The 12,858-nt window shown below is 44.7% G+C and carries 10 protein-coding genes; 7 read left to right on the forward strand and 3 right to left on the reverse strand.

Features of this window, described 5'->3' with window-relative positions; translation table 11 throughout:
• Positions 1-67 precede the first annotated feature (67 nt).
• The 7 genes from AC2A4J_RS00220 to ushA all read left to right on the forward strand — a co-directional run bounded on the left by AC2A4J_RS00220 (position 68) and on the right by ushA (position 8,858).
• On the forward strand, positions 68-802 hold the full coding sequence (locus tag AC2A4J_RS00220; RefSeq protein WP_304941370.1) for a response regulator: 735 nt from the start codon (positions 68-70) through the stop codon (positions 800-802).
• Positions 792-2,258, forward strand: a complete 1,467-nt coding sequence (locus AC2A4J_RS00225) for an ATP-binding protein (protein ID WP_484174456.1) — start codon at positions 792-794, stop codon at positions 2,256-2,258. The genes AC2A4J_RS00220 and AC2A4J_RS00225 overlap by 11 nt, the downstream gene beginning before the upstream one ends.
• Before the next feature lie 280 nt (positions 2,259-2,538).
• Positions 2,539-3,786: an ABC transporter substrate-binding protein gene (locus tag AC2A4J_RS00230; protein ID WP_255827191.1), complete on the forward strand. Its 1,248-nt coding sequence runs from the start codon at positions 2,539-2,541 to the stop codon at positions 3,784-3,786.
• Positions 3,787-3,966: 180 nt separating this feature from the next.
• Complete coding sequence (locus tag AC2A4J_RS00235; protein ID WP_255827192.1) at positions 3,967-4,896, forward strand: carbohydrate ABC transporter permease; 930 nt, start codon at positions 3,967-3,969, stop codon at positions 4,894-4,896.
• Positions 4,889-5,791 carry a carbohydrate ABC transporter permease gene (locus AC2A4J_RS00240; RefSeq protein WP_484174457.1) on the forward strand — a complete coding sequence of 301 codons (903 nt, stop codon included), beginning with the start codon at positions 4,889-4,891 and terminating at the stop codon, positions 5,789-5,791. Before AC2A4J_RS00235 ends, AC2A4J_RS00240 begins: the two co-directional genes overlap by 8 nt.
• Positions 5,792-5,890: 99 nt before the next feature.
• Entirely contained in the window at positions 5,891-7,000 is a 1,110-nt protein-coding gene (locus AC2A4J_RS00245; protein ID WP_484174458.1) for an ABC transporter ATP-binding protein, read from the forward strand.
• A gap of 250 nt (positions 7,001-7,250) precedes the next feature.
• Positions 7,251-8,858 carry a bifunctional UDP-sugar hydrolase/5'-nucleotidase UshA gene (gene ushA / locus AC2A4J_RS00250; protein ID WP_484174459.1) on the forward strand — a complete coding sequence of 536 codons (1,608 nt, stop codon included), beginning with the start codon at positions 7,251-7,253 and terminating at the stop codon, positions 8,856-8,858.
• A 90-nt stretch (positions 8,859-8,948) separates the two neighbouring features.
• Here ushA and AC2A4J_RS00255 read toward each other — a convergent pair whose 3' ends face one another.
• The 3 genes from AC2A4J_RS00255 to AC2A4J_RS00265 all read right to left on the reverse strand — a co-directional run bounded on the left by AC2A4J_RS00255 (position 8,949) and on the right by AC2A4J_RS00265 (position 12,836).
• Entirely contained in the window at positions 8,949-9,467 is a 519-nt protein-coding gene (locus tag AC2A4J_RS00255) for a hypothetical protein (protein WP_484174460.1), read from the reverse strand.
• Between the two features lie 156 nt (positions 9,468-9,623).
• Positions 9,624-12,038: a putative bifunctional diguanylate cyclase/phosphodiesterase gene (locus AC2A4J_RS00260; protein ID WP_484174461.1), complete on the reverse strand. Its 2,415-nt coding sequence runs from the start codon at positions 12,036-12,038 to the stop codon at positions 9,624-9,626.
• A 6-nt stretch (positions 12,039-12,044) separates the two neighbouring features.
• The gene (locus AC2A4J_RS00265; protein ID WP_484174462.1) at positions 12,045-12,836 is read right to left on the reverse strand and encodes a substrate-binding periplasmic protein; all 792 of its coding nucleotides are present in this window, start codon (positions 12,834-12,836) and stop codon (positions 12,045-12,047) included.
• Positions 12,837-12,858: the final 22 nt, after the last annotated feature.

Below are 12,858 nucleotides of genomic sequence, written 5' to 3' on the forward strand. Positions count from 1 at the left end.
CTAGACTCAAAACTGACATGACAAGTTTATAATAGCTAACGACCTAAACCCTCCACTGAGCAAGATAATGACCAACGCAAAATGTATCTATGTTGTAGACGATGACGACGAGATTCGCACCCTGCTCAAAACGTATTTAGAAAAGCACCAGTTCACTGTGTTAACAGCCGATTCTGGGGAAGCCTTCTTAGCTAACTTCAAAGCAGAGCAAGACGTCGACTTGGTGATTTTGGACATCATGCTACCAGGACAAGATGGCTTCGCCGTTTGTCGTGCTTTACGAGCTCAATCACAAGTTCCTGTCATTATGCTGACAGCCAACTCCGACGAAATGGACCGTATCATTGGTTTAGAAATTGGTGCCGATGACTACCTTGCGAAACCATTTAATCCGCGAGAGTTATTGGCACGAATAAAAGCAATCTTAAGACGTATGGAGCACACAGAAGTCGTCGAAGTGACTCCCGTTGCCCATCGGTTCTATCGTTTTGCGCAATTTACGTTAGATACACTGTCACGAGAATTGCACTTTAAAGATGAGAAAGAGTCGTTATCTGGCGCAGATTACAATCTTTTAATGCTGTTCTTAACTCATCCAGGCGCTGTGCTAACCCGCGAACTTATCGCCGAAAACACACGTGGCCGCGACAGCGCGCCGCTTGATCGTTTTATCGATGTGCATGTTAGCCGCTTACGCCAGCGTTTACGTGAAGACGCCCGACAGCCGCAGTTAATTAAAACCATTCGCGGTCAAGGTTATATATTAACCGCTAGCGTCGAAGTTATTAGTGATGCCCAATAACACACCAATTAGTAAACGCTCGCGCCTCAAGCGCTGGTCCCAGTCGCTGACTGGGCAGATTCTGATTATCATGGCGCTGGGTGTGGCCAGTGCACAGTTCATCAGCTCCTCTATATGGCTACGTCAACTAGAGTCTGATACCGAAGAAAACGTGCGTGAAGTGTCTAAACATATGGCGTTTCGTATCGCAGCAACGGTTAGCTATTTCACGTCTTTACCCACCAACTATCGCCATATTGTCATCGATCAATTACAAGACATGGGTGGCACACGCTTCTTTGTGACACTCAACAAAGAAGAAATCCGCATCAACAACATTCCCGACTCGCCGCTCAAAGACATCGTCAAGAACGAGGTTCAGTCGACACTGATCAAGCAGTTAGGCATTCATAACGCCAAAATCGCCTTCTCTAGCCCAAGCGACTTACACGTTATTAACAACCATACCCGCCTTGTTGATTTACCAGAGCGCTGGGGACATCACAGCTTATTAGTGAAGCCTCTCACACCACCGATTATCGTGATCCAAATTCCAATCAATGACAAAAACTGGCTGTATCTTGCCAGCTTAATGCCCGATCCGTATTTTTTGGATGGCACCACAGCACTCAGTGGCGATCGTTTATTCTCCATGGCCATGTCCGTCATTACCGTTTTATTGCTGAGCATTCTGATACTGCGCCGAGTAACTCGTCCATTAGCGACCTTGGCGCGCGCGGCAGAACGTTTTGGGCAAGGTGATTGGCAACCGATCAAAGAAGTGGGCAGTGTTGAAGTACGCAACACCGCCAAAGCCTTTAACGACATGCAACGCCGTATTCAGCGCTATCTCAATGACCGAGAAAGACTCTTTGCCTCCATCTCTCACGATCTTAAAACACCAATTACGCGCTTACGATTACGCGCCGAAATGTTGGATGAAGATGATATCCGCGACGCCATGATTCGCGATTTAGAAGACCTAGACATGCTGTTAAAAGGCGCACTGCAGAGCGTAAAAGAAACCGATATTCATGAAAACCGTGTCGAAGTGAACATTTCTAGAATGCTCAAAGACATGCAATCTACAGCCAATTTACATGGCGTGAAACTCACCGTCGTCGGCGAATTAGAACATCCGTTTATTGGCAAACCCTTTGCTATAAAGCGCTGTCTTGGAAACCTTGTCGATAATGCCCTGTATTATGGAAAAACCGCCATTGTGTATATCGAAGACGATGAAGACGAAGTCTGTATTCGAGTTTGTGACCAAGGACCGGGGATTCCGATTGATAAAATGGACAAAGTTTTTCAGCCTTATACTCGCCTGACACCCGATCATTCCGGCCACCCTGGCGGCATGGGTTTAGGATTAAGTATCGCACGCAATATTGCCCGTGCTCATGGCGGCGAAGTCACCCTGAGCAACCATATACAGCAAGGCTTAGAGGCCAAACTCTGGCTACCAAGGCATTAACTTTCAACAGATAAATAGACGTTTTTCATTGCTTGAAAAATGAATAAAATCGTCATTTAAAAAGCAAAAAAAGGTCACTTGGAAATGTCTTTTGCAAGACTTTGTTACAATAGGTTGCTCTACTTTACCCCCCATTGTCAGATCCTTTGCTAAATTCTGTAACTCGAACACTCGCTTAAGCTGACCTTCAGAAAGCGAAGTCGACATAAAAAATAACGCGACATCAAAGTCTATAAAATGTCTTTGGTTGGATGATATAACAATAACAAAGGTTCCTATCATGAAAAAAATTGCTTTCGGTTTAACCACAGTTGCACTTTCTCTAGCCGCGGCTACTGCTCAAGCTGGTGAAGTAGAAGTTCTACATTGGTGGACATCAGGTGGCGAAGCCGCTGCGATCAATGTACTTAAAGAAGAAATGGTAGACGCTGGCCACACCTGGAAAGACTTCGCAGTCGCTGGTGGCGGTGGTGAATCAGCTATGACCGTTCTAAAATCTCGTGCTATTTCTGGCAACCCACCTTCTGCCGCTCAAATCAAAGGCCCAACCATCCAAGAATGGGGTGACCTTGGTTTCCTAACCAATCTTGATGATGTTGCTGAGGCTAACGATTGGGACGTGATTCTTCCTCAAGTGGTTAGCAATACGATGAAGTACGACGGTCACTACGTAGCAGCGCCTGTAAACGTTCACCGCGTAAACTGGATGTGGGCTAATCCTGAAGTATTCCGTAAATCTGGCGCGTCTATCCCAACGACTTGGGAACAGTTCATCGTTGAAGCGAAAAAAATCAAAGCAGCAGGTTTCACTCCTCTCGCTCACGGTGGCCAAAACTGGCAAGACGCGACTTTGTTCGAAGCCATCGCGTTGGCTAAAGGCACACGATTCTACAACAGCGCGTTCATCGGCTTGTCTGACAAAACACTACGCAGCCAAGACATGATCGACGTATTTGATACCTTCAAGCAAATGCGTGAATTCGTAGATCCAGGTTTCTCTGGTCGTGACTGGAACATCGCAACGTCTATGGTTATCAATGGTGATGCAGCAATGCAAATCATGGGGGACTGGGCGAAAGGCGAGTTCACAGCAGCGGGCAAAAAAGCCGGTATCGATTACGTTTGTTACCCAGCGCCAGGCACAAGCGGCTCTTTCACTTTCAATATCGACTCTCTAGCCATGTTTAAAGTGGATGGCAAAGAAAAACAAACCGCTCAAAAAGACCTTGCTCGTTTGATTCTTGAACCTAAATTCCAAGAAACATTCAACTTGAACAAAGGTTCTATTCCAGTTCGTTTGAATATGCCTCGCGAGAAATTTGATACGTGTGCACATTCTTCAATGGATGCGTTCCTAGCAAGTTCTACTACTGGCAACCTAGTACCAAGTATGGCTCACGGCATGGCTGTGAACTCTATGGTTCAAGGCGCTATCTTTGACGTCGTGACTAACTTCTTCAATGACGAATCTATGACGTCTAAAGAAGCGGTTGATAAACTGGCTCGCGCAGTTAAAGCAAGTATGTAAGATATAAATCTGCAGAACCCTAATCTGCAGTAAACATACGAGGCTGGCCATAGGGCCAGCCTCCTCTTAAGATTTCCCAGAGAATGTTACGAAACACCGCGAGCGAAGATAGATCTGGTTTTAACCACATCATCAAACCCGTCGTTTTGTCAGTCTCTCTTCTAAAGTGAAGCATCAATTATGAACACTAAAGCCGCCAATTCTGGGTCAGGACAGACTCAGTCAGGACGTCCTGCGCGCCTAAGCTTGGCCGATTGGATGCCTAAAATCGTTATGGCCCCAACGGTACTGGTTACCTTGGTGTGCATCTACGGCTATATGATATGGACTGCCGTACTCTCTTTTACTGGTTCTCGTATGTTGCCGTCGTACAATTTTGTCGGCTTCGATCAATACGAGCGCCTATTCAACAACGACCGCTGGATGGTAGCCCTATCCAACCTTGGGATCTTCGGTGGTTTGTTTATTGCTATCTGTTTGTTCCTTGGCGTGACACTTGCCATTTTCTTGGATCAAAAGATTCGCGCTGAAGGCGCGATCCGCACTATCTATCTTTATCCAATGGCGATTTCTTTCATCGTAACCGGTACCGCTTGGAAATGGTTGCTTAACCCAACCAACGGCCTAGAAAAAATGATGATCGACTTCGGTTTTGAAAACTTCAAATTCGACTGGTTGATTAATCCAGACATGGTTATTTACTGTTTGGTTATCGCGGCCGTTTGGCAAGCTTCTGGCTTCGTCATGGCATTGTTCCTAGCTGGCCTTCGTGGCGTAGATGGCGATCTTATTAAAGCCGCACACCTTGATGGTGCCAGCACATTTACGACTTACCGTCGTATTATTTTGCCATCACTTAAGCCTGTCTTCTTCAGCGCCTTGGTCGTTCTGTCGCACATTGCCATTAAGAGTTTCGACTTGGTGGCGGCTTTGACCAATGGTGGCCCAGGCTACGCGTCTGATTTGCCTGCTAACTTCATGTACACCTACACCTTTACTCGTAGCCAAATCGGCTTAGGTTCGGCGTCTGCTATGGTGATGCTAGGTTGTGTATTGGCGATTTTGGTTCCTTATTTGTACTCTGAATTGCGAGGTAAACGCCATGAGTAACCTTAATTCTACAAGTAAACAGGCCGTTGGCCGTAAAACGTCTGGCCTAGACAAACTATTACGCGTTGCCTTGTACACCGTATTGATCGTGGTGGCAGCGTTTTATCTGATGCCGTTTATCGTCATGTTGATTACTTCACTAAAAGACGTAGAAGAAATTCGTACAGGAACACTGTTGTCTTTGCCTGCTACCTTGAATTTCGAGTCTTGGTCAAAAGCCTGGTCAAGTGCTTGTACTGGCGGTAGCTGTGGCGGTATCTCGCCTTACTTCATGAACTCGTTTCAAATCGTGTTGCCTGCGGTAGCCATTTCGACTTTATTGGGTGCTATCAATGGTTATGTTATTTCCCTATGGAAATTCCGTGGCAGCGATTTTTTCTTTGCCGCCATGTTGGTTGGTTGTTTCATTCCGTTCCAAGTTATCTTATTGCCAATGGCACAAACGCTAGGCTGGTTAGGCATTGCCAATACCACCTCAGGTTTGGTCTTCGTGCACGTGGTTTACGGTGTGGCCTTTACGACTCTGTTCTTCCGTAACTTCTATCAGTCGATTCCAGGTGAATTGGTGAAAGCAGCACGCCTTGATGGCGCTGGCTTCTTTACGATTTTCTACCGCATTATTTTGCCGGTTTCTACACCGATTATCGTCGTAACGGTAATTTGGCAGTTTACGCAGATTTGGAATGACTTCTTATTTGGTGTGGCCTTCTCTGGTTTTGATACTCAGCCAGTCACGGTTGCTTTGAACAACTTGGTAAACACCAGCTTCGGCGGTAAAGAATACAACGTCGATATGGCCGCGGCCATTATCGCGGCACTGCCAACACTGGCCGTTTACGTATTTGCAGGAAAGTACTTCGTCCGTGGTTTAACAGCTGGCGCTGTGAAGGGCTAAATAAAGGCCCTAAGCAAACTAGCGAACAATAAAGACAAAATGCACTCGTGCCTTTTACCTAACACAGCACGAGTGATCTAAAAAATTCGGAGTAATAACATGGCAAACCTAGTCATTGATAATGTTAAAAAACGCTACGGCGAGACTGAAATCTTAAAAGGCATCAATATTTCCATCAAAACGGGTGAATTCCTGATTTTGGTTGGACCATCTGGTTGTGGTAAATCCACCCTGATGAACTCGATTGCGGGCCTAGAAGATGTATCTGAAGGTCGCATCCTAATCGCAGACAAAGACGTGACTTACACCAGCCCAAAAGATCGTGATATCGCGATGGTGTTTCAGTCTTACGCCTTGTATCCAAATATGACCGTAGAGCAAAACATCTCTTTCGGTTTGGAAATGCGCAAAGTACCAAAAGAAGAACGTGACGTAGAAGTTCAACGCGTTGCTGAATTATTGCAAATTAGTCACCTGCTTGACCGCAAACCAGCGCAATTGTCTGGTGGTCAGCGTCAACGTGTTGCCATGGGACGCGCCTTAGCACGTCGTCCTCAGCTTTACTTGTTTGATGAGCCATTGTCTAACCTAGATGCTAAATTGCGTGTAGAGATGCGTACAGAGATCAAGAAGCTGCACAAAAAACTGGGCACAACCATCGTTTATGTAACACACGATCAGATCGAAGCCATGACGCTAGCGGATCGCATTGCGGTAATGAAAGACGGTGAAGTGCAGCAGCTTGGTACACCACAAGAAATCTACGATAACCCAGCAAATTTGTTCGTTGCAGGTTTCATGGGGTCACCAGCGATGAACTTCATTCCAGCGAATGTCATTGAAAAAGACGGAACGCCTATGTTGGAACTGGCTACTAGTACAACCGTTGCCTTACCATTCCCGAAACCAGAGGCACTAAAAGACTACGTAGGTAAAACTATCCTACTGGGTTTACGCCCTGAAATGATCACGGAGCCTCAGCCGCACAAAGAAGGTCAGCCTTTTGTGACAACAACGGATATCGAAGTCGAAGTAACTGAGCCTATGGGCGCGGATACCATGATTTTGACCCGTGTAAACGATGCCGAAATCAACTGCCGCTCTAACCCAATGTACCCAGCTGACGCAGGATCCATCATTAAAATGATGTTTGATACCTCAAAAGCGGTAGCCTTTGATAAAGAAACAGGTCGACGTCTAGATCTTTAATCGTTTACCACGACGCTAAACGGTTAACCTTTTAAGCAAACCTGCCACAACCTTTTTACTGTGGCAGGTTTTTTTTGGCTAAAATGCCAAGTAATTGCACAAATGGTCAAAATTACTGCACAGTCTCTCGAACTTGTCATAAATATGAGATACATTTTAAGAACTGTAATCAAACAAGCGACTCTAAAGTGGCCTTTGGTTATCTCGAATTGAAGCACTGTCGATTAATATCATGTAAAGGAATCAAACCATGAATTTTACTAAGCGTTTTATCACGCAGCTGGCCATTACTGGTGTCGCGTTATCTGTGACTGCATGTTCTATGATGGGACCGCAAAAGCCAGATTGGCAAGAAGACAAAGAATATCGAGTCACCATCTTGCACACCAATGACCACCATGGTCGTTTCTGGCAAAACGGCAATGGCGAATACGGCATGGCCGCTCGTAAAACCTTGATCGACAATATTCGTGAAGAAGTGGCATTAGACGATGGCAATTCCCTTTTACTATCGGGTGGTGACATTAATACAGGCGTTCCAGAGTCTGATCTACAAGACGCAGAGCCAGATTTCCGTGGCATGAAGATGCTGAAATACGATGCGATGGCATTGGGTAACCACGAATTCGACAACCCGCTTTCTGTCCTGAAGAAACAACAAGAATGGGCTGGTTTTCCTTTCCTTTCTGCGAATATTTTAGACGCAAAAACGGGCAAGCCTTTGTTTGACGCTTACAAAATTTTCCAAGTAGATGACCTTAAAATAGCGGTTGTGGGCTTCACCACTGACGACACAGCTAAACTGGGTAACCCTGAGTTCCTAGGTGGCATCAAGATCGAATCCCCGATTACTGTCGCGAAAAAACTGATCCCTGAGCTACGTAAAAAAGCCGACTTAGTGGTTGCTGTGACTCACATGGGTCACTACCAAGACGGCAACTACGGCGGTAATGCACCTGGCGATGTTACGCTAGCCCGCACGGTTCCTGGCATCGATGTCATTGTTGGTGGCCACTCACAGAATCCACTGTTCCAGCCGGATGAGCAAAACGGCACACTTATTCTTCAAGCACACGAATGGGGTAAATACGTTGGACGCTTAGACTTTGTCTACAAAAATGGCGCGATCGTTTGGTCTGAATACAAACTCATTCCAGTTAACTTGAAGAAAAAAGTCAAAACCGCCGATGGCAAATCTGAGCGCGTCTTCATCGAAGAAGAAATTGCACAAGATCTAACCATGCTTGAAATGCTAACGCCTTTCCAAGAAAAAGGTCAGAAAGAGCTTAATATTGAAATTGGTTTCTCAGAAGCAGATTTTGTTGGCGAGCGCAGCGTAGTGCGTAACCAAGAGACAAACTTGGGCAACTTAATAGCTTTAGCAATGAAGCAAAAAGTCAGCGCAGATATCGGCATCATGAACTCCGGTGGTATCCGTGACAACTTAGAAAAAGGCGTTGTGACCTACAAGAGCGTGTTGAAAGTTCAACCTTTCGGTAACATGGTGTCTTATGTAGATTTCAATGCAGACGAGCTAACGGATTACCTTTCTGCAGTGGCAGCAAAACAAGCTGGCACAGGCGCATTTGCTCAGTTCAGTGGCGTCTCTTTAACACTAAAAGATGGCAAAGCAACTAACATCATGGTGAATGGTAAAGCATTAGAAGCTGGCAAAACGTACCGCGTCGCGATGAATAACTACTCAGCATCAGGCGGTGATGGCTACCCTAAAATCGTTGATCATCCAAACTACGTTAACTCAGGTTATGTAGATGCTGACGTTCTAGTGGAATACATTCGTAATAACTACCCACTTAAAGGCGCTAAATTTGCCCCAACAGGTGCTGTGAAGCGTTAATAGAAAGACAAAGCCCACAAGAAAGCCCCAATAGACATCTATTGGGGCTTTCTTATTCATCACCTTAAGAGAAACGGCTTAGCAAAAGCGTTACTCTTTTTTATAGGACAAGGACCAGGTCAAAGGTGTCGGTAGCTTTTCGGATTCTAGCTTAACCGTAAACAGCAATTCATCATCACTTACTTGTTTCCACGTGTTGGTGCGTTTACCTCGCTCAGATTCAAGTACCACAACCACAGCATCATTCGTTTGCTGGTAGGTACCTGATATTTCGATGCCTTCTTCATCTTTCTTGATCACTTCGCCATTAGCGCTAAGCGGTATGTTATTGGCTTCTTCACTGTCACACTGCCATTGGAACTGTTTGGCTTGCCAACCCAAAGTCCATTGCTGACAAATCTGTGTTTGTTTTTTCAATACCGGTCGCGCCAAAGCACGAATGAAAAAATTCATCTCTTGCGCCACGTTTTCAACCGCTTCGTCCAGCTTGGCTTGCGTACTATCAGCGTTTTGCAACATCCACTTACCAGCCAAAACATCGCCTGATGCATATGCACCTGAACTAAGCACCATTGTGGCTACAACTCCAATACCAATCAGTTTCTTCACCTTGCTTCTCCTTATTTTTATTGTTGTTAGAGACCTTTCCACCAAGCTAATGCTTAACCATTGTGGATGGTATCTAATAGAATGATCGCAAAGAACCAATAGATTGTAAGGCGCAAAAACGCGCACAATGACTGACATTTAGCGCCAATCTTGGTGTTAAGCGTTTTGGAACTGCAATGGGAAAGTAATATCACCAGAAAGATATTGCGTTGCCAGGTCGACGTTGACAGGTTTAGAAAAGAAATACCCCTGATATTTCTCACACCCCATGTTTGCTAGAATGTCTTTTTCTTCCTGATACTCCACCCCTTCAGCCAACACAGATAGATTCATATGAGTCGCCATAGACACGATTGTATTAATGATCACATGGCTCTGTGGATCACTCGTTAAATCACGTACAAATGATTGGTCGATCTTTAATTGCGTAATAGGAAAGTGCTGCAAATAACGCAGTGAAGAATACCCCGTCCCAAAGTCATCAATGGAAAAACGTATATTGTGTTCTTTGAGTTGCCACATTTTCTCAGCAACAGAAGCGATGTTATCCACCAGCATGCCTTCGGTGATCTCTAAATCAAGCAAGCCTGCATCAACTTCGGAACGATCGATCACATCACAGACAATTTCAACAAAGCACTCCTTGGCAAACTGATATGGGCTGATGTTTATCGCTACGCCTTTAAACGTCGATGGCAAGCCCATGTCTTGCCATATTTTCAATTGCTGACAAACATTTTCTAACACCCAGTTGCCAACACTGTAAATTAAACCAACCTCTTCAGCGACTGGAATAAAGCGATTGGGAGGCACTAACCCAAGCTCTTCATTAAACCAACGAATAAGCGCTTCAAAACCTATTAGTTGCCCGTCTTGGTTTACTTGTGGCTGATACACCAAGTAAAACTCATTATTGCCAATCGCGCTGTGTAAGGCTTTTTCCAACTTAGCTCGCTCGGAAACCTGCTGTTGCATTTCTTGTCTATAAAAACGGTAAGCATTACGACCACTTTCCTTTGCTTCATACATGGCGGTATCGGCTTGGCGTAAAATCTGAGCATCGTTCGCCCCTTCAAACGGAAACAAGCAAATGCCAATGCTCGCTGATATAAATAAATCCGTTTGTTCTAAACAGAACACCTTAGATAACTGTGACAACAAGGTTTCTGCTAACAAAGTCACTTTGCTTTGTGCTTCTTCGAACGTCCTTCCCAACACAGGAATCAATAACACAAACTCATCACCGCCCATTCGAACCGCAATATCCGCGTCCGACAAACAAGCCAAAAGGCGTTTTGAGGTTTCAACCAAAAGGGCATCACCAACGTGATGTCCCATGGAGTCATTAACATTTTTAAAGCGATCTAAGTCGATAAATAACAAGCCACCAACATGATCATTATCCTGCGCGGTATTGATGACATTTTCGATGTTCTGATTTAAAAACCGTCGATTTGGCAAATTGGTCAGAGCATCGTAATAGACCAAAAACTGAACCTGTTCTTGATCTAATTTTCGTTGTGTAATATCTCGAAAAGAAGCCAAAAAATGCGCTTCATGATCCAAAGTAATAATGTTTCCACATACTTCGACCGGAAAGTCGACACCATTACTTCGACGATAGTTAGTTTCATAGACCTTAGCCTCGCCTTGAGGCCTCTTGGCCCATTCTTTCAACTGCTCTGGTGTATGATCAAAATCTATATGTTGAATTTTTAACGTCAATAATGTGGGTTTGTCATAAGCCAATAATCGACACGCCTCGCCGTTGCAGTCGAGAATTTGCCCTTTCAAATTGGTCAGTAACATACATTCACTAGACTGGTGCAGTACCGCTTTAAAGTAGGCTTCGCTTTTTGCCAGCTCAGTTTCGACCTTTTTCCGCTTATGCCAAAGTGCGGTAATAGTACGAGCCAAAATCCCCAACTCATCTTCTCGAGCAGTTTGCTTAAATTGCAGTTGCACAGGATCATTGCCGTCTTTTTCCAACCAACTTAATTGATCAATTAGCCGAGAAAGAGGCCGAGATATTTGTACATAAAAGAGAATAAAGATGGCAGCACCAAGTAGGAACGCAGATAAAAACGAAGTACTAATTAAACGGATATTACGACGTAAGAAAGCATTCGTTACCGCGCCACTATCGATCGAGACAATAACGGTTCCCACAGAAAAGTGAGTATTCCGCATTAACGTCAAGCGGAAATCCTGTGGCAATTCACTGAACACTTGTTCAGATAATCCCCGCAGAAACATAGGTTGCAAAGGACGATACGTGCTTGCCAGCTCGTTGCCCAAATCATCTTCCAAACGCGTTTTATAAAAACTACCCGAACGCATCAGTCCAGCAAGGACTTTTTTGGCTAAGCCCTCATCCAATAAATAGGCCGCTTCCGTCGCCGCACTCTCGGCAATGTACAATGTCGACATGACTTGGGATTTAATAGTGGCTTTCTCGTCTTGCCAGTCTACAAAAATCTGCAAAGAGCTCATCGACAAGCTCAACAATAAAATCAGTATCAATGCCCATTTGGCCTGTTTATAAGAAAGTCGTTTGCGTAATGCCAACATGCAGAGTTATAAACCTTCTTCCGAATATGGAATACCATAACGAACATAAATCGCTCTGGATTCGCCAGATTGCTTAATTGCTTTCAATCCCTTATTCAATTTGTCTCGCCACATACTGGCTCCCTTGTAAGATCGGCTAAAGCAAACCGTATAATACTTATACTCCATGTCTGTGATGTTATAAAAACTCAATTGATCAGCAATACCCAATGTATTGGCGACATAAGCGATACTTTCTTTCCCTGTCATAAATACATCGTGATTACGGCGCAACAGCAACGTCAAACCTTGTCTATCTTCATTAACAATACTGTAAGGTATTCCATTCGCATCCAAAATATTCATTGGTGCCCAGCCGTTTACTACTAACGTTTTGTATTTTTTTAACTCCTGTAATGAATGGCTGCCGTCTGATAAAAAATTACGTCGTGTGACGAAAGCAAGAGAGGAGCGACTGACTGGGTCGGAGAATAAAGAAAAGGGTTCTCTAGAAGGAAGAGGATGGCATGAAATACCACCAAGAATAAGGCCAGCCTCCACATCTCGCATAACCCGAGTCCAAGGCATTATTTTGTAGCGAACGGACACACCTTGAGTTGCATAGGCAGCACGAATTAAGTCCACATCTAACCCATACAAGCCATCGTCATGTTTGAGCGGCGTAGACGACGGGACTTCTTTAGAATCAATAGTGTAAGGAGGAAAATGCACCGTATAAAGTACAACCTCCTCCGCTTGAACCATTCGGCAGAAAAGAGTCCCAATAATACATAAAGCAATGCAGCAATAGCGACTCATAACTTCTCCAATGAAATCTAGG

This window comes from Marinomonas sp. ATLA20 (assembly GCF_057180105.1).

What these genes read in the sequence shown, in the direction of transcription:
- AC2A4J_RS00220 (WP_304941370.1), top strand. Translation starts at nt 68, where the DNA reads ATGACCAACGCAAAATGTATCTATGTTGTAGACGATGACGACGAGATT.
- AC2A4J_RS00240 (WP_484174457.1), top strand. Translation starts at nt 4,889, where the DNA reads ATGAGTAACCTTAATTCTACAAGTAAACAGGCCGTTGGCCGTAAAACG.
- AC2A4J_RS00245 (WP_484174458.1), top strand. Translation starts at nt 5,891, where the DNA reads ATGGCAAACCTAGTCATTGATAATGTTAAAAAACGCTACGGCGAGACT.
- AC2A4J_RS00225 (WP_484174456.1), top strand. Translation starts at nt 792, where the DNA reads ATGCCCAATAACACACCAATTAGTAAACGCTCGCGCCTCAAGCGCTGG.
- AC2A4J_RS00235 (WP_255827192.1), top strand. Translation starts at nt 3,967, where the DNA reads ATGAACACTAAAGCCGCCAATTCTGGGTCAGGACAGACTCAGTCAGGA.
- ushA (WP_484174459.1), top strand. Translation starts at nt 7,251, where the DNA reads ATGAATTTTACTAAGCGTTTTATCACGCAGCTGGCCATTACTGGTGTC.
- AC2A4J_RS00260 (WP_484174461.1), bottom strand. Translation starts at nt 12,038, where the DNA reads ATGTTGGCATTACGCAAACGACTTTCTTATAAACAGGCCAAATGGGCA.
- AC2A4J_RS00230 (WP_255827191.1), top strand. Translation starts at nt 2,539, where the DNA reads ATGAAAAAAATTGCTTTCGGTTTAACCACAGTTGCACTTTCTCTAGCC.
- AC2A4J_RS00265 (WP_484174462.1), bottom strand. Translation starts at nt 12,836, where the DNA reads ATGAGTCGCTATTGCTGCATTGCTTTATGTATTATTGGGACTCTTTTC.